This window comes from Nocardioides sp., assembly GCF_047602075.1.
In the GTDB taxonomy this organism is placed as follows: domain Bacteria; phylum Actinomycetota; class Actinomycetes; order Propionibacteriales; family Nocardioidaceae; genus Nocardioides.
Genome location: NZ_JASGIF010000001.1, coordinates 1,327,499 through 1,343,598 on the forward strand (window position 1 = coordinate 1,327,499; position 16,100 = coordinate 1,343,598).

Consider the following 16,100-nt stretch of genomic DNA (forward strand, 5'->3'; position numbering starts at 1 on the left):
GGCACGCCGTTAGCGGTGGGAGGTGACGGTGTAGAGCTGCCCGTTGCGCTCCACCACCGCCAGATCACCGCCGAGGTCGGTGCGCAGCACGCGGGCGCCGGCGGCGGTCAGTGCGTCCACAGTGCGCTCCGCCGGGTGACCGTAGTCGTTGTCGGCGCCGACCGAGATCAGCGCCACTCGGGCGTGGAGCGAGGTGAGGAAGGGTAGGTCCTGGGAGGGGCTGCCGTGGTGTGGCACCTTGAGGATGTCCACCGCCAGCCCCGGCAGCTCCCGGGCGACGGCCTCCTGCCCAAGAGGCTCGAGGTCGCCGGTCAGCAGGAGTCGGATCCCTCGCACTTCCGCGACCAGGACGACGCTTGCGTCGTTGGCGGTGCTGCCGTCTCCTGGCCCCACGGTGGGCTCGTCCGCGGGCGGCCAGACGGCCCGCACGGTGACCTCGCCGTAGTGTTCCACGGCACCGTAGGGCGCCCGCACCGGCTCCAGACCAGCCGATCGAGCCTGGTCCGCGACCTGACGGGCGGCCTCGGGCGGGTCGGCGAGCGGGGTCACCTCGATCCGGCCCACCGTGCGGCCATCGAGCACGCCGGGCAGCCCAGTGACGTGGTCGGCGTGGTAGTGGGTGAGCACCACGAGCGGAACGCGATCGACGTGCAGTCGCGTCAGACACCGATCCACCGAGGCCGGCTCCGGCCCAGCGTCGATCACGACCGCCTGACCAGGCCCGGCGTTCAACAGCACCGCGTCACCCTGGCCGACGTCGCAAGCGACGATGATCCACCCCTCCGGCGGCCAGCCGTGCTGAGGGAGCCAACCCCACAGGGAGGGCCGCACCAGGACCGTCATCACCAGCCCGACGCAGAGCAGCACACCAACGAGGCGGCGACGGAGCAGACGGGGTGCCGCCACCAGGGCGAGCACGCTCAGCACGGTCAGCAGGGCCAACGCGAGCGGGCCGGTTCCCCACCCGACGGCGGGCAGGGGAAGGCTCGCGCCGTGGTGCGCCACGGCCACGATCCAGGCCACGCACCACCCAGCCAGACGACCGATCACCCCGCCTGCCCAACCCCAGACCAGGCCGACCAGTCCCCCGCCGAGACCGAGCACGGTCGCAGGTCCGACCACCGGTGCCGCGAACAGGTTGGCGCCGATCGCCACCAGGCTCACCTGACCGGAGAGCGCCGCGACCACCGGGGTGCAAGCCCACTGAGCAGCGGCTGGGACGGCCACGGCCTCTGCCGCCCAGCCAGGCAGCCAGCCGGCCAGCGCGTCACGCCAGCCGGGTGCCCAGAAGACGATGCCGGCGGTAGCCAGCGCGGAGAGCGCGAAGCCGGGACTCATCACCAACCACGGATCAACCAACAACAGCGCCGTCACCGCAACGCCGAGCGCCCGGCCGGCCGAGCGACTGCCCGCCGGCCCCAGCGCGACGAGCCCCACCGCGCCCATCACCGCGGCGCGCAGCACGCTCGGCTCCGGCCGGGCGAGCAGAACGAAGCCGACGATGCCGAGCGCACCGACGAGATAGGAACCACGCCCGCGCACGCCCACCCATCGAGCGATCCAAAGCAGGAAGCCGATCAACAGGGTGAGGTTGGTGCCTGACACGGCGAGCAAGTGAGTCAGGCCCGTGGTCCTGAACTCCTCGGCCAGGTGATCGTCGAGTCGCGAGTCGTCACCCACGACGAGCGCAGGCACCAACGCACGCTGATGATCGGGGAGATCCGCGACCGATCTGTTCAGCGAGGCCCGGACGACCTCGGCACCGCGCCACCACCAGCGCGGCGGCACGACCGGTCGCGGGTCGCCGGTGGCACGCAGCACCGCAGCAAGGTCCTCGCCCTCGGCCGACTCGAGTCGGCCACTCGCACGCACGGTCGAACCGAGGGCCACCTCCGCCCACGATTCGTCGCCGAGCACCAGCACCGGCGCAGACAGCTGGTACGACGCAGCGCGCGTGCTCACCTGCACCATCCGCGCCCGGATGACCACCAGATTGGAGTACCGCCCCCGCGAGATCCGAGGGTCACCGGAGACCACCATGGTCGCGGTGACCGAGGACGATCGGGCACCGAGCGCGGTCACCGGGCTGCCGGCCACCTCGCCGACCCGAATCATCGCGACCCCGGCAACCGAACCGGCGACCATCACCACGGCGGCGCAGAAGCGCCACCACGGGCGCGGCAGTCGTCGCCTTGCCCACCACAACGCCGCGGCAGCCACGGCCAGAGTGACACCAACGCCGACGGGCGGCCCCAACAATCCGGCCAGACCACCGGTCCACGCGGCGGCACCGAGCATCGGCATCCGCAGGTCCTGCCACGCCCGCCGGGAAGCTGACGATGCTGGTGGCCCTTCGGCGGTGGCCACTCATGCCCGCAAGCCGAGGGTCACAAGGTCACCAGTGGCGCGAGCTGGCTCAAGGTGGCCTCGCCGATGCCGTCCACGTCGAGGAGCTGGTCGATGGCGGTGAAGCCGCCATGTTCCTGCCGCCACGACAAGATGGCCTGCGCGGTCACCGGACCGACCTGGGGCAGCTCCTCCAGCCGAGCCTGATCGGCGGTGTTGATGTTGACCAGGTCACCGGGCGCGACGCTGCCCGGCGGGGCTGATGCACTCGCCGCCACTCCCCCGGGCACCGGACGACCGACCACGATCTGCTCGCCATCCACGAGCACCCGAGCAAGGTTGAGCGCGCTCAGATCCACCCCCTTCCGTGCGCCGCCCGCAGCCTTGAGCGCGTCGATCACTCGCGCGCCGGAGACGAGGACGACGATCCCTGGTCGCCGCACCTTGCCCGTCACGTCGACCACGACCGACCCGCTGCCGTCCGTCCCTGCCGTGACCGGCTCGGCCGCACCCGAGGCACCGTCCGATCGGGCGCCCGGCGACGAGGCATCCGGCGATGATCCAGCCGCCGGCGAGGGCAGCTCCTGGGCGCTGACCGGCGACGCGACCGAGCCGGCCGGATCGGCCGGCACCTGGTCCAGCCGCTGGGATCGAGCGTCGAGCACCCACCAACAGGTCACGGCCAACGCCGCGGCTACCAGCAACGCCACGACGGTCAGCTGGGCCGGCGCCAACACCAGCCGACCGGGCAGCCCCGCGCCGGGGGCGGTGGGGACCGCCCGGGGGATCCGGCGCGCGGCGTGTCGGCCCGGGACCGGGACGGCGACGCCCCGGGCGGAGTCGACCGACGGGGCGGCGTCAGACTCGACGTAGGGGTCGGGCGCCACGTCTCCCCCACCCGTGGCGCCCGTGCGCACCTCCGCCGACCCGGCCTGGGCCGCGAGCTCGGCACCGAGGAGGGACAGCCGACGGGAGACGGCTTCCTGGTGCTCGGTGCTCCATCGGTGCGTGCGCATGCCACCGACCCTAGGAATCCGAAGAGACCACCGATAGAGCGGATTCCGAGCCTGTGGAGAACGCTCTCCCGCCCGCGCTTGTGAGCTTCACGTGGGCCGACCGAGGGGGCCGGGGCTCAGCCCGCCACGGGTGACACGCAGACGGCGACCATGCCGGGCCCGACGTGCGCGCCGACCACCGCGCCGAGCTCGCCGCACCAGATCGTCCGGCCGTCGAGCTGATCCTCCAGCCGCTGTGCGAGATGCTCGGCGAGCGCCCCCGCCCGGTCGGGGCTGGCCAGGTGCGCGACGCAGACGTCGACCTGACCGGTGCCCGCAGCAGCCACCGCGAGGTCCTCCAGGCGGGCGAGTGCTCGACTCGCGGTGCGCACCTTCTCCCACGTCGCCACCCGGCCGTCGGTGATCGTCAGCAGGGGCTTGACCGCAAGCGCGCCACCCAGGATCGCGCTCGCGGCTCCGATCCGACCACCGCGACGGAGATACTCCAGGGTGTCCACATAGAAGTACGACGACGCGGCGTCGGCCCGTGCCCGCGCCGCCGCGACGGCTCCCTCGGGGGTTGCTCCACCCGCGAGCGCGTCGGCGGCCCCGATCGCGGCATAGCCGGTCGCGGGGCCTACCTGTCGGCTGTCGACAGGGATCACCGGAATCGAGGCCGCCCGGGCAGCAAGCTGCGCGGACTCGAAGGTGCCGCTCATCTCACCGGAGAGGTGGATCGAGATGACCCGCGTCGCCCCAGCCTCCGCCGCGTCGTCGTACACCTGCTGCAGGGCGGCCGGTGTCGGCCGGGACGTGCTCACCGGAAGGAATTCGCGCAGCGCCTCGGCAACCCGTTCGGGGGTCGCACCCGGTGAGCCCTCGTCGTGCACCTCGGAGCCGATCACCACCTGGAGTGGCACCACGATGATCCCGTGTTCGGCAGCCACCTCGGCCGGGAGCATCGCCGTGGAGTCGGTGACAACGACGGTGCGACCGGCCATGGAGCGCAGGCTACCGCCCCGACCAGCGAGCCGCACCGCAGTGGTCGAGCAGTTCCAGCGGGACCTTCTCCCGGTCGCGCCGCACGGACTGCTGCGAAGACGTGCTCGTCGTCGAGCATCGTCAGAACGAGGACCCGGACGCTCGAGCGACTGCTGCCAGATCACGGGTCAAGCTCACCCCGTCTGCGCCGGGAAGGCTGAGATCGACGACGGCGACATCGGGAAGCACATCGCCAATGAGGGGCAATGCCTCCTCGGCAATGGCGGCCTCACCGCCGACGACGACGATGTCCTCCTCGAGGTCGAGCCGTGCCCTGATCCCCAACCGAGACGCCGGGTGGTGTTCAACGATCACGATCTCGATCGGCTCTGTCACAGGGGAACCCATGCACGCTCGACGACCGAGATCATTGACTGCCGCATATGTACGTCTGACTGCGGAGACGTTCGGATCGGTGATGAGCGCTGACGGTCGGTGATGATCGTGCTGTGCGCGGTACGTGCACAGTAGCGGTTGCCCCGAACCAGGCGCCTTCCTCCTCCCTGTCAGCGTCCGGGTCGACGTGCAGCCGTGGATCCATGGCGTTATGGAGGACTCGGCCGATCGCCAATTGTTCGCTTCCCGGGGTCCCCGTCCCCCCGGACGGGCACTGGACGACACGGCGTATGCGACCGGCCGCCGGGCCAGCCCTCCGTGTAACGCCTCGACACTCCGGAGGTGACAGCATCGTTGAAGGAGGGAGCTTGGTGATGCCGCACAAGGAGTGGTCGGACAGCTACAGCAAGGTCGTTCGTGAGGCTGCGCCCGAAGTTCCTCCGTTCGACGCCAACGACCGAAGCGCCCTGTGGGAGCAGATCCAGACAGCTGCGGCGGTCAGCGCGCCACGTCGGAGGCGCTGGAGGGTGGCCATTGCCGGCGCCGCGGCCGCCTGCATGGTTGGCGTTGCAGGCGTTGCGACCGCGGGGGTCTTCAGTGCCCACACGGGGAAGGGGCCCTCGGATGCGGAGGACCTTGGACTCGGCGGCCCCGGCGAGAAGCTCAACCCCGCGGCGCCGGACTTCGCGGCCGTCTTCGACCAGGTAACCGGTGACATCCGCTTCCCAACGGTCGACGCACGCAAGCGGGCGATGGCGTGGGAGACCGAGAGTCTGGTCACAGGCGATGCGCTGGTCTCGACGGGAGCGCTGCGCCTGTGGATGGCGGGCCACGCGGTCTGTTCGTGGACGAACACCTGGGCCGTCGCCCTCCATACCGGCGACGGGGCGGCGGAGCGGCAGGCAGCTGGAGTCATTCTCGGCGCCCACACTTGGACCTCGATCACCGACACCGCCCCGTACATCCCGGCCTCTGAACTCGACTACCTGGGCGGCGTGGAGCGAGCGGTCAGGTCCTCAGACGCGCCAGCGGCAAAGAACGCGCTTGTGAACAGCGGGGCGTGTGCGCCGGGACTCGCCCCTGAGCTCGGGATTGCGCCGTGGTGAGGAAGGGGGCTTCGGTTGCGGACGTCGAGGAGCTGTACTGCCGCCACGCGGACGAGCTTCGCGGCTACCTGTACCGGCGTGCCGGTCAGAGCGGGATCGACGTCCTACAGGAGGTGTTCGTGGTCGCCCTGCGTCGCCGAGGCGACCTGCCCGCCCCGGAACTGCGGCGGGCATGGCTGTTCGGCACCGCACGAAGGCTGCTCATGGCGAAACAACGAGACACCCGCCGCCGCACAACAGCTGAACGTGAAGCTGCCACGCGTGACACCGACCCCCGCGAACCCGATCGCGCTGACCGAGACGCGTGCCGCGACGCTGTACGCGCGGCGCTGGGCTCACTGAACGAGAAGGACCGTGAGCTGATCCGGCTCACTGAGTGGGAAGGTCTCCAGATCTCAGAAGCCGCAGCAGTACTCGGGATCAAGGCGGGGACGGCTCGCGTCCGCCTGCATCGAGCACGACGGATGCTCGCGTCACATCCCTTGCTCAAGGACGTCCCCGATCCTGACGCCGACCCTGGACGACCTCCACTCACGTTCAGCCAAGCGGAGGCCGGGGTCTCTAGTCACGTTTGAGCTCGGGATGGACATCTCACGGTACGAAAGCACTGAAGGATCTGCGATGCCGGACGACCTTGAGGTCTTGCTCGCCGCTGCCCGCACCGATCTCGACCGCGATCGGGTGGTCGGCGAGTCGGTGAGGCTAGTTTGGAAGGTGGCGGCGCTGTTCGGCGCCATCGCAGGCATCGCGCTCCTCTGCTTCGGCATCGCTGCACTGATCTACTTCCCCCGGCGCAACGTTGCCTAACGACCTGTGCCCCGAGGTGGGTGGGCTCAACCCTCGCCCTCCGGGCGGGAAAGGATCTTGACGAGCGTGGCGCGCAATTTGCGGTAGTCGCGCTCGCCGAGCAGGTCGACCAGGCGCTCCTCGATGTCTTGGATGGTCGTCGCACCCTGCTGCGCGACCTTGGCGCCGTCCTTGGTGAGCTTGATCAGCTTGGCCCGCCGATCGACCGGGTCGGGGGTCCGCACGACGTATCCCAACTGTTCGAGCTCGTCGACGATCTTCCCCATCGACTGCGGCGTGATGTTCGCGCCACGGGCCAGGTCCGTCAGCCGCATCCCCTCTGGCCTGATCTGGCCGAACACGGCCGAGTGGTGGGGCTTGATCGGGAACCCCGAGCCGACCACGCCGTCCACGATGTCGAACCCGAGCAGGCTGTACGCCGCGCCGAGCATGGAGACGGTGTTCATTTCCGGAGGTCCGGGGTCTTGCGGAGGCGGCAAGTAATATCCTAAGTTCAACTGATAATAATTCAGGCTGAATTATATCCAGTGGGGGGCCATGACCGGCAGCGACACGCAGACCAGCACGTCCACACGTTCGCTCGGGCTCGCGTGCGCAGCCTCGGGTGTGTTGGCCGCGCCGCTGGCTGTCCTGGCTGGGATCCGCATCGGCGACGTCTCCGACACCCAGTGGAGCTACCCGCACCCGACCGGACTGTTTCTTGCCGAGGCGCTGCTGCTCGTGGTCGTCCACCTCTTGCAGGCGGCCGGGTTCATCGGCGCCCTCCGGCTCGAAGCAGCCGGCAACAGCGGTGTCGGACGCCTCGCACTGTGGGCCGGTGTCGTCGGGCTCCTCGGGCTGTCCGTCGCGGAGCTGTGGAGCGGCCTGATCGGCGGCAAGGCAAACGACTCATCCATCGCGACGACGGTCAGCACCGTCTTCGGCATCACCTCGATGGTTTTCGCTCTCGGTGCGATCGTGGGCGGGATCGCCGTCGTGCGCGCAGGTGTGTGGCGGGGCCCGTGGAAGTGGACCATCCTCGCAACCGGGGTGGCCATCATCGCGCTGGTGACGCCCGCCAACATCTCGGGCAGTCTTCCCTTCCGTCAGATCGCGCTGCTGATCTGGAGCGTGCTGTTCATCCCGCTCGGCCTCGACATCGCCCGCGGGCTGGCCCGGCAAGCAGAGCGATGAGCGGATCCGACGACCCCGCACGACTCCGGGCGGGGCGGATCGCCGCCGTCGTGACTGCTACCCGCAGCAGCGGTCAGCCGACGACCACGTTGACCAGCTTGGGCGCACGGACGATCACCTTGCGCACCGGCTGGTCTCCGATCGCACGCTGCACCGCCGGATCGGCCATCGCGGCCGCCTCCAGGTCCGCCTCGGTGATGTCCGGGGAGACCTCCAGCCGGGAGCGGACCTTGCCCTGGATCTGCACAACCGCAGTCACCGAGTCCTCGACCAGCAGCGCCGGCTCGACCGTCGGCCACCCCACGCGGGCCACGGTGGGCTCGTGCCCCAACCGCTCCCACATCTCCTCGGCGGTGTACGGCGCCACCAGGGACAGCAGGATCGCGACCGCCTCGGCCGCCTCACGCACGGCAGGGTCAGCCGGGCCGACGCCAGCGTCGATCGCCTTGCGGGTGGCGTTCACCAGCTCCATAGTCCGGGCCACCATCACGTTGAAGCGGAAGCCCTCGATCAGCTGCTCGGCGTCACGCAGTGTCTTGTGGGTGACCTTGCGCAGGGCGACGTCGCCGCTGGCGGGATCGGCCTCCGGTGCCGAGGTCACGTCGCCGGCCAATCGCCAGGCGCGCTGCAGGAAGCGCAACGACCCGGCCGGCGATACGTCGGCCCAGTCGATGTCGTCCTCGGGCGGGCCGGCGAAGACCAGCGTCAGACGAACCGCGTCAACTCCGAACTCCGCAAGTTGATCCCCCAAACTGACGCCGTTGCCCAGCGACTTGCTCATCTTCTTGCCGCGGTTGATGACGAAGCCCTGGTTCAGCTGGGCCGAGAACGGCTCTCTGAAGTCCAACATCCCCATGTCGGCCAGCACCTTGGTGAAGAACCGCGCGTACAGCAGGTGCAGCACCGCGTGCTCGACCCCGCCGACGTAGATGTCACACGGCATCCAGGCATTGGCTCGGGCCGAGTCGAACGCCTGGGTCTGGTCGCCGGGCGAGCAGTAGCGCAGGAAGTACCACGACGAGTCCACGAAGGTGTCCATCGTGTCGCTGTCCCGCTTGGCCGGTCCGCCGCACCGCGGGCAGGTGACGTTGATCCACTGCTCGGCGGCTGCCAGCGGCGAGACGCCCTTCGGCTTCAAGTCTGCGCCGCGCAGCTCGGGCAGGGTGACCGGCAGCTGGTCGTCGGGTACGGCGACCTCGCCGCACGTGGCGCAGTGCACGATCGGGATCGGCACGCCCCAGTAGCGCTGACGAGATAGCAGCCAGTCACGCAGCCGGAAGTTGACCGCACCGGTGCCGGTCCCCTCGGCCTCCAGCCGCTCCACGATGCGGGTGATGCCGGCGGCCTTGTCGCTCAAGCCGTCCAGGGGACCGGAGTTCACATAGACGCCGTCCCCGGTGGTGGCGACGTAGGTCTCCTCCGGGTTGTCCTCGCCGGTGTCGACCACCCGGCGGACCGGCAGACCCATGGCGTGGGCGAAGTCCAGGTCGCGCTGGTCGTGGGCGGGCACCGCCATGATCGCGCCGGTGCCGTAGTCGGCCAGCACGTAGTCCGACGCCCAGACCGGGAGCTGCTCGCCGTTGACCGGGTTGGTGGCCGTGATGCCCAGATCGACGCCGGTCTTGGGCCGATCGGTCGCCAGCCGCTCGATGTCGGAGGCCTTCCGGGTCTCGGCCAGATAGTCCGTCAGAGCCTCCTGCTGGTCGGGCGCACAGACCTCGGCGGCCATCGCGGCATCGGCCGCGACCACCATGAACGTCGCGCCGTACAGGGTGTCCGGCCGGGTGGTGTAGACGGTCGTACGCCGGGTCGTCCCATCGGCCAGGTTCACCTCGAAGTCGACGTGCGCTCCCTCGGAGCGGCCGATCCAGTTCCGCTGGGCGGTCACCACCCGCTCGGGCCAGGTCGGCGCCAGCACGTCCAGGTCGTCCAGCAGCTCCTGGGCGTAGTCGGTGATCTTGAAGTACCACTGCGTCAGCTCACGCTTGGTGACTTCCGCTCCGCACCGCTCACAGCGCCCGTCGACCACCTGCTCGTTGGCCAGTACGGTCTGGTCCTGTGGGCACCAGTTCACCGGCGAGTTCTTGCGGTAGGCCAACCCACGCTCGAAGAAGCGCAGGAACAGCCACTGGGTCCAGTGGTAGTACTCCGGGTCGGAGGTGTTCAGCGTGCGGCTCCAGTCGAAGCTGGCGGCGTACTGTCGGCACGACTCGATCGAGCGGGCGATGTTGGCGTAGGTGAAGACCGCGGGGTGCTCGTCGTTGCGGATGGCTGCGTTCTCCGCCGGCAGCCCGAACGAGTCGAAGCCCATCGGGTTCAACACCTCGTAGCCACGCTGCCACCAATAGCGGGCGATCACGTCATGCAGCGCGAACACCTCCGCGTGACCCATATGCAGGTCGCCACTCGGGTAGGGGAACATCGTCAGCGCATAGCGCTTCTCCCGCGGAGAGTCGTCATCGGCGCGGAAGGGGTCCAGCTTCTCCCAGACCGGCAACCATTTGGCCTGCGTCGCCTGGACGTCGTACTGCTCGCGCTCGACCGCACTCGACGGTGCCGCATCGGCTGGAGGCTGCTGCTCGCTCATCTCGTCTCTCTCGCTGTCTGCTCCGGGACTGGTTCGGACATGAAAAAGCCCCTCGGGCACGAGGGGCAGCCGCGTCGCTGGTGGTCACATGAACGCACCCGACGCGGCTAGATAAGAAGCAGTGTCCTGCACATGGCGACAGTCTACCGCTTCGCGCGAGTAGGGTCAGCCGACATGCGTCGTCCTGCTCACCTCCCCCGCTCAGCCGCGCCCGTCGGCCTTGCGCTCCTCCTCGTCGGCGGCTGCGGGACCGGGCCGGTCGGCGACACCGCCGTCGATGCACCCGCCGAAGCTCCGGCCGCGGCGGCGTGTGTGGCTGCGGGCGGCTCGGCGCCGGTGCACAAGCCCCGCCATGTGCGCCGGATCGACACCGGCGAGACCGGCTGGTTCTCCTCCCCCGGACTGGTCGATCTCGACCACGACGGGCGCCTGGAGATCGTGGCGCCCTTCTACTCCACCTTCGTCTTCGACGCGCTGGGGCACCGGCTGGGCAGAGGTACGGCGACCAAGGGGCGGGTCTATGCCCCGTCGGTGGTGGCCGACCTTGATGGCGACGGGCGTCAGGAGATCGTGGTGGCCGGCAACGAGGGCACCGTGGCGGCGTACCAACTCCGCAAGGGCCGGCTGCGGACGGTGTGGAAAGCATCCACCCGCAGCGGCGGGCAGAGCCCCGAGGCCCGCGGGATGGCGGCGGCCGACCTCGATGGCAACGGCACCGTCGAAGTGGTGGTCACCACCACGAACACCTCGAGCACCGGAGCCCAGGTGTTCGTCTTCAACTCACGGGGCAAGCTCTACCAGCCCAAGGACGGGCACCAACCCGCCTGGCCGCGCTACAACCAGCTCAAGGGCCGCGGCAACGATCGCAACTTCAACAGGGTCGGCAACCACGGATACGGCGCCTACGGCGAGAACGTCGGCATCGGCAACATCGACGACGACCCCGAGCTGGAGATCATCACCACCTTCGACAACCACCAGATCAACGCCTTCAACAACGACGGCACCTCGATCCTGGCGTCGCCCTGGTTCACCAACCGGGAGTCTGGCGCCGAAGGCCGACGGATGGGTTGGGGCCAGTTCATCAGGTGGGCCAGCCCCAAGGTGGAGCGACGGCACTACCACGCCCACCAGGGTCCCTGGCCGAGCGTGCGCAAGACGATGTGGCTGCAGTGGACCGCCTCGCCACCCTCGGTCGCCGATCTCGACGGCGACGGTCGCAACGAGGTGATCGGGCTGCCCAACGCGGAGAAGCACGAGCCCTACCGGACCCAGGGCTATGCGTTCATGGCCCTCGACGGCGCCTACGGCGACGGCTCCCGCTCGGCACGTCGGCATCGGGGCTTCGAGAAGCTGGTGATGACCAACAAGCCGGTCCACCGACGCAGTGGCGACTGGTATCCCCCGTCCGGCATCCCGGCACCTACCGTCGTCGACCTCCTCGGTGACCAGCGTCCGGAGATCGTCGCGGCCGTGCCCGGCGGCCGGGTGTACGCCGTCGGACCGACCGGCAAGCGACTGTGGAGCTATCGCTACGCCCCGCGGAAGGCGAAGACCTTCGCTTCCGAGGTGGTCGCCGCAGACTTGAACAAGGACGGCGTGCCGGAGCTGGTCTTCGGCACCTACTCCCTCAAGCCGCGCTCCGGCCGGCTGGTGGTGCTCTCTGCCCACGGCAAACGGCTGTTCTCGATCCGCCTGCCCCACCAGGGTCGCAACGGCAACGGGATCGGCATCCCGGCGGCGCCCTCGATCGGCGACCTCACCGGCAACGGTTCGTTGGAGATCGTGGCCAGCACCCTCGACCACGGCCTGGACGTCTTCAACGTCCCCGGCTCGGGCACGAACTGCCTGCCCTGGCCCACCGGTCGCGGCAACCTGCTCCGCAACGGGATGGGTCCCGCTACCGCCGGATGAGGGCGTCGTACACCCGCTCGAAGTTGGCGAGCCGCTCCGCGTAGTACTGCTCACGGCCAGCGACCGGCTCACAAGTGTGACCGGGTGGGAACTGGTAGCGCTCACGGCCAGGCGCAAGCGTGTCGAGCGCGAGGTGGGCAGTGCCCAGCAGCGTGGACCGTTTGGCGTCGACAATCTTGATCGGCACCCCGATCACATCGCTGACGATCTGGAACAACTCTGGCCTAGCGACCGCGACCCGTCCACCGGCGGCAACTCCCTCCGCACGAGGCGAGGCAGCTCGAAGCTCGGCGGCAACGCGGGCAAAGCTCAGCGCAATCCCCTCGGCCATACCGCGATAGAGCTCGATCGCACCAGTCGCGGCGGTCACGCCGATCAGGATCCCGCGCGCGTCGCTTGCCCAACCCGTACTGCGCTCACCGGTCAGGAAAGGCAGCACCAGGGGCGTGCCCGGCACCGGATCGGCGAGCAACGCCGCACTCACCCGCTCGTCAGCGAGCCGCGCCGGGTCGAGGTTGGCGTCCAGCCAGTCGGTGGCCCGGCCCACGTCGTTGAGCGCTCCCCCGAGCAGCCATCGGTCCCGGGAGACCGCGTAGCACCACAGCCCCGTCGGCAGGTCGGCCGGCAACCGGTCGACGAGCACCCGCAGGGCGCCACTGGTGGCACCGCTCGCCCCGATCATGGTGGCGTCGCTGGCGCCGAGGCCGACGTTGGCGGAGAGCCCGTCCGCGACGGGTGCGAACCACTGGGCGCCGGCAAGGGCCGGCCACCGCTGGGCGACCCGCCGAGCGCTCTCGCCGGTCGGTTCGAACGGTTCGTCGAGGTGCCGGATGGGTGGCAGCTGATCCACCTCGATGCCGCTGAGCCGGACCATTTCTGGTGACCAGTCACAGCTGCGCCGGTCGATCAGCCCCGTCCACGCCGCCGTCGAGGTGCCGGTGAAGGTCTCGCCGAGGACACGCCGGTAGACGTAGTCACCGAGCGACAGGTACTGCCGAGCGCGCAGACCCGGCTCCGTGCGGGTCAGCCAACGCAGCCGGGCCGGCCAGTAGCTGCTGTGGATGCGAGTCCCGGTGCGCTGCTGGAGCTCCAGCTCGTCGACCTCCTCGCGAAGCCCGTCGACCTCGGCGGCGCAGCGACCGTCGGCGTAGGTGAAGCACGGCGTGAGTGCCCGGCCGTCGTCGTCGACCGCGACCAGCGACGAGGCAAAGGTGTCGAAAGCGATCCCACCCACGGTCCCGGGCTCGACCCGAGCAGCGAGCTGGTCGAGCAGCCCGATGATCTCGCTCGCCACCTGGTCCGGATCGATGACCGACGTGCCATCGGGCGCGGAGGTGAACGTGTGCGGCATCTTCACCCGCTTGTCCACCGGCCTGCCGGCGGCGTCGTACAACGCTCCCCGGCAGGCGGTCGAGCCGACGTCGAGGGCGAGCACCAAGGGAGGTACGGCGTCCTCCAAGGCGATCCCGCGTGTCATGTGCGCGACACTCCTCTCTGACGGCTCCTGCTCCGGTCCTCACCGAGCAAGAGCTAGGTGACCAGGCTCAGCAGCATCACCAGCACGAAGCCGACCACCGAGATCGCGGTCTCCATCAGCGACCAAGACCTGATCGTCTGACCAACCGTCATCCCGAAGTACTCCTTCACCAGCCAGAAGCCCGCGTCGTTGACGTGGGAGAAGAACAGCGAGCCACAGCCGATCGCCAACACCAGCAGTGCGAGGTGGTTGGCCGAGAGGTCGGCGCCCAGGCCGCTGACGATGCCGGCTGCGGTCACCGTGGCGACCGTTGCCGAGCCGGTGGCCAGTCGGATGCCGACCGCGACCAGCCAGCCCAGCACCAACACGCTGATGTTCTGGTCGGTGGCCCAGTCCGCGATCACGTTGCCGACGCCCGCGTCGACCAGCACCTGCTTGAAGCCGCCGCCAGCGCAGACGATCAACATGATGCCGGCAATGCCGGGAAGGCCGCGGCCCAGCGCGTCACTGGCCTGGGCGCTGCTCATGCCACTACCCAGGCCGAGCACGAAGTAGGCCACGCACACGGTGATCAGCAGGGCGACCGACGGGGTGCCGATCACGTCGAGGATCTGCCGGACCTGGTTCTCGGGGTCATGGACGGACAGGTTGATGATCGCCGCCGGGAGCATCAGGACGACCGGCAGCAGCAGCATCGCGACCGAGCGGCCGAACCCGGGACGACGGGTCGCGCCGGTGTGCAGATCGGCGTTGTCCTCCGCACCCTCCGGCAGCGGCGGCGCCTCCAGCGGCACCAGTCGGTCGATGAACCGTGCCAGCAACGGGCCACAGATGATCAGGGTGGGCACGGCGACGATCAGCCCGAACAGCAGCGTGCGACCCTGGTCGGCGTTCAACGACGAGATGGCGACCTCGGGGCCGGGGTGCGGTGGCACCAGGCCATGCAGCACCGAGAGGCCGGCCAGAGCCGGAATGCCGATCAGCATCAGCCGCTGCCCCGACCGGCGGGCGACCATCAGCACGATCGGCACCAAGATGACCACGCCGATCTCGAAGAACATCGGCAGGCCGATCAGGGCGGCCATCAGCGCCATCCCCCAGGGCAGCACCGAGCCGCTCAGTCGATCGCTGATGGTGTCGACGACGCGGTTGGCGCCGCCGGAGTCGATCAGGATCTGGCCGAGCATGGCGCCCAGCGCGATCAGCAGCGCGACCGAGCCTGCCGTGCCGGCGAAGCCGCCGTTGGGGTTGATCGCCCCGAAGGTGAAACTCTGCACCGCCTCCGCACCCGGGATCCAGGCAACCAGCGCGACCACCGCGGCGCCGAGGATTAGCGAGACGAACGGATGCAGCTTGACCACCGTGATCAAGACGACCACGGTGGCGATGCCCGCCAGCGCAGCCAGGGTGAGCTGCAGGTTGGAAGCGTCGGAAAGCTGGGGCGTTGCAGCGAGAGGTAGAACCGAGATCATGTTCGGAGGTTAGCGGGGTTCGGCCCCGACCGGAACCCCGCAGCCCTGACCGCGGGCGCTGGCTCTTCCGCCCCCGGGGCCGAGCGTGCTACATGGTGCTACGCTTGGTGAGTGGAGACGATCAGCCAGCGCGAGATGCGCAACAACAGCGGAGAGTACCTCCGCCGCACCGCGGCAGGCGAGACCTTCGCAGTCACCAACAACGGCACGGTGGTCGCCTGGCTCACTCCACCACCCGTCCGATCCGGCCTCGACGACGCGGCGGCTCGCGGAGAGCTCCGCCGGGCAACGGCCTCGCCCTCCGCCCTGCGTGACGTCAGACGAAGCAAGTCCGCCGTCTCGACAGCTCAGATTCTCGAGGACAGTCGAGGGCGCTGGTGAGCGTCCCCTTCGCCGCGGCGACCGTGTGCTACCTCGATGCCTCGGCAGCCATGAAATTGCTGATCGAGGAATCCGAGTCGGCCGCCTTCGCCGCCACCCTGATCGGCAATGACCCCGACCGGCGTCTGGTCTCCTCGTTCCTGTTGCACGCCGAGCTTCACTGCGCCGCTGGACGACACCCCTCGGTGCTCGTCGTCACCGAGGTCAACCAGGTGCTCGCGGCTGTTGACCTCTTCGATCTCACCCGAGGCGACATGCTCGGCGCCGGTATGCATTCACCGTTGCGATCAAACGATGCGATCCATCTCGAGGTCGCACTCCGCTTGGGCGTCGACGAGATCGCCACGTATGACCAAGAACTGCAGGATGCCGCGCGTCGTGCTGGCCTCAGGATCCTCGCACCGGCGGGTTAGGGAACCACTGATCGATTCCGCCTGCTGCGCGCCGCGATCCTCGGTCGCTAGA

The 16,100-nt window shown here is 69.4% G+C and carries 15 protein-coding genes; 7 read left to right on the forward strand and 8 right to left on the reverse strand.

Translation table 11 applies throughout. The features are described 5' to 3' along the window. Positions 1 to 9: 9 nt before the first annotated feature. The 4 genes from QM714_RS06750 to QM714_RS06765 form a co-directional block, all read right to left on the reverse strand. The gene (locus QM714_RS06750; protein WP_415098822.1) at positions 10 to 2,304 is read right to left on the reverse strand and encodes a ComEC/Rec2 family competence protein; all 2,295 of its coding nucleotides are present in this window, start codon (positions 2,302 to 2,304) and stop codon (positions 10 to 12) included. Positions 2,305 to 2,387: 83 nt separating this feature from the next. Beyond that, a complete protein-coding gene (locus QM714_RS06755; RefSeq protein ID WP_415098824.1) occupies positions 2,388 to 3,362 on the reverse strand; it encodes a helix-hairpin-helix domain-containing protein in 975 nt (324 codons plus the stop codon). Between the two features lie 116 nt (positions 3,363 to 3,478). Further along, positions 3,479 to 4,342, reverse strand: coding sequence for a DegV family protein (locus QM714_RS06760; protein ID WP_415098826.1), 864 nt, complete (start codon positions 4,340 to 4,342; stop codon positions 3,479 to 3,481). Between the two features lie 121 nt (positions 4,343 to 4,463). After that, the gene (locus QM714_RS06765) at positions 4,464 to 4,718 is read right to left on the reverse strand and encodes a response regulator transcription factor (RefSeq protein ID WP_415098828.1); all 255 of its coding nucleotides are present in this window, start codon (positions 4,716 to 4,718) and stop codon (positions 4,464 to 4,466) included. A 374-nt stretch (positions 4,719 to 5,092) separates the two neighbouring features. Here QM714_RS06765 and QM714_RS06770 point away from each other — a divergent pair, with 374 nt between their 5' ends. From QM714_RS06770 to QM714_RS06780, 3 genes are read left to right on the forward strand one after another with little or no spacing between them, the layout of a single operon-like run. Further along, positions 5,093 to 5,824 (forward strand): hypothetical protein, encoded by a 732-nt coding sequence (locus QM714_RS06770; RefSeq protein WP_415098830.1) that lies wholly within the window; start codon positions 5,093 to 5,095, stop codon positions 5,822 to 5,824. Further along, positions 5,821 to 6,399 (forward strand): RNA polymerase sigma factor, encoded by a 579-nt coding sequence (locus QM714_RS06775; protein WP_415101003.1) that lies wholly within the window; start codon positions 5,821 to 5,823, stop codon positions 6,397 to 6,399. Before QM714_RS06770 ends, QM714_RS06775 begins: the two co-directional genes overlap by 4 nt. A 46-nt stretch (positions 6,400 to 6,445) precedes the next feature. Continuing rightward, positions 6,446 to 6,631, forward strand: coding sequence for a hypothetical protein (locus QM714_RS06780; RefSeq protein ID WP_415098832.1), 186 nt, complete (start codon positions 6,446 to 6,448; stop codon positions 6,629 to 6,631). A gap of 26 nt (positions 6,632 to 6,657) precedes the next feature. Here the strand turns inward: QM714_RS06780 and QM714_RS06785 are convergent, their stop codons facing one another. Continuing rightward, a complete protein-coding gene (locus tag QM714_RS06785; protein ID WP_415098834.1) occupies positions 6,658 to 7,077 on the reverse strand; it encodes a MarR family winged helix-turn-helix transcriptional regulator in 420 nt (139 codons plus the stop codon). Between the two features lie 91 nt (positions 7,078 to 7,168). Here QM714_RS06785 and QM714_RS06790 point away from each other — a divergent pair, with 91 nt between their 5' ends. After that, positions 7,169 to 7,804: a hypothetical protein gene (locus QM714_RS06790; protein WP_415098836.1), complete on the forward strand. Its 636-nt coding sequence runs from the start codon at positions 7,169 to 7,171 to the stop codon at positions 7,802 to 7,804. A 73-nt stretch (positions 7,805 to 7,877) separates the two neighbouring features. Here QM714_RS06790 and leuS read toward each other — a convergent pair whose 3' ends face one another. After that, on the reverse strand, positions 7,878 to 10,391 hold the full coding sequence (gene leuS / locus QM714_RS06795; protein WP_415098838.1) for a leucine--tRNA ligase: 2,514 nt from the start codon (positions 10,389 to 10,391) through the stop codon (positions 7,878 to 7,880). Positions 10,392 to 10,523: 132 nt separating this feature from the next. Between leuS and QM714_RS06800 the strand changes: the two genes are divergently transcribed. Continuing rightward, positions 10,524 to 12,305 (forward strand): FG-GAP repeat domain-containing protein, encoded by a 1,782-nt coding sequence (locus tag QM714_RS06800; RefSeq protein ID WP_415098840.1) that lies wholly within the window; start codon positions 10,524 to 10,526, stop codon positions 12,303 to 12,305. Here the strand turns inward: QM714_RS06800 and QM714_RS06805 are convergent. Together QM714_RS06805 and QM714_RS06810 are read right to left on the reverse strand one after the other, a co-directional pair. After that, the gene (locus QM714_RS06805) at positions 12,292 to 13,782 is read right to left on the reverse strand and encodes a gluconokinase (protein WP_415098842.1); all 1,491 of its coding nucleotides are present in this window, start codon (positions 13,780 to 13,782) and stop codon (positions 12,292 to 12,294) included. The two genes, QM714_RS06800 and QM714_RS06805, sit on opposite strands and share 14 nt — an antisense overlap. Positions 13,783 to 13,835: 53 nt before the next feature. Next, the gene (locus QM714_RS06810) at positions 13,836 to 15,254 is read right to left on the reverse strand and encodes a GntP family permease (protein WP_415098844.1); all 1,419 of its coding nucleotides are present in this window, start codon (positions 15,252 to 15,254) and stop codon (positions 13,836 to 13,838) included. A 111-nt stretch (positions 15,255 to 15,365) separates the two neighbouring features. On the opposite strand from QM714_RS06810, the gene QM714_RS06815 reads away from it, so the two are divergent. Further along, complete coding sequence (locus tag QM714_RS06815; RefSeq protein WP_415098846.1) at positions 15,366 to 15,635, forward strand: type II toxin-antitoxin system Phd/YefM family antitoxin; 270 nt, start codon at positions 15,366 to 15,368, stop codon at positions 15,633 to 15,635. Further along, positions 15,632 to 16,048 carry a type II toxin-antitoxin system VapC family toxin gene (locus QM714_RS06820; RefSeq protein ID WP_415098848.1) on the forward strand — a complete coding sequence of 139 codons (417 nt, stop codon included), beginning with the start codon at positions 15,632 to 15,634 and terminating at the stop codon, positions 16,046 to 16,048. Before QM714_RS06815 ends, QM714_RS06820 begins: the two co-directional genes overlap by 4 nt. The last annotated feature ends 52 nt before the right edge of the window (positions 16,049 to 16,100 follow it).

Bases quoted from the DNA above. Each gene is read 5' to 3' on its own strand.
- QM714_RS06810 (WP_415098844.1), bottom strand. From the start codon at position 15,254: ATGATCTCGGTTCTACCTCTCGCTGCAACGCCCCAGCTTTCCGACGCT.
- QM714_RS06800 (WP_415098840.1), top strand. From the start codon at position 10,524: ATGGCGACAGTCTACCGCTTCGCGCGAGTAGGGTCAGCCGACATGCGT.
- QM714_RS06780 (WP_415098832.1), top strand. From the start codon at position 6,446: ATGCCGGACGACCTTGAGGTCTTGCTCGCCGCTGCCCGCACCGATCTC.
- leuS (WP_415098838.1), bottom strand. From the start codon at position 10,391: ATGAGCGAGCAGCAGCCTCCAGCCGATGCGGCACCGTCGAGTGCGGTC.
- QM714_RS06755 (WP_415098824.1), bottom strand. From the start codon at position 3,362: ATGCGCACGCACCGATGGAGCACCGAGCACCAGGAAGCCGTCTCCCGT.
- QM714_RS06785 (WP_415098834.1), bottom strand. From the start codon at position 7,077: ATGAACACCGTCTCCATGCTCGGCGCGGCGTACAGCCTGCTCGGGTTC.
- QM714_RS06750 (WP_415098822.1), bottom strand. From the start codon at position 2,304: ATGCCGATGCTCGGTGCCGCCGCGTGGACCGGTGGTCTGGCCGGATTG.
- QM714_RS06770 (WP_415098830.1), top strand. From the start codon at position 5,093: ATGCCGCACAAGGAGTGGTCGGACAGCTACAGCAAGGTCGTTCGTGAG.
- QM714_RS06805 (WP_415098842.1), bottom strand. From the start codon at position 13,782: ATGACACGCGGGATCGCCTTGGAGGACGCCGTACCTCCCTTGGTGCTC.
- QM714_RS06790 (WP_415098836.1), top strand. From the start codon at position 7,169: ATGACCGGCAGCGACACGCAGACCAGCACGTCCACACGTTCGCTCGGG.
- QM714_RS06760 (WP_415098826.1), bottom strand. From the start codon at position 4,342: ATGGCCGGTCGCACCGTCGTTGTCACCGACTCCACGGCGATGCTCCCG.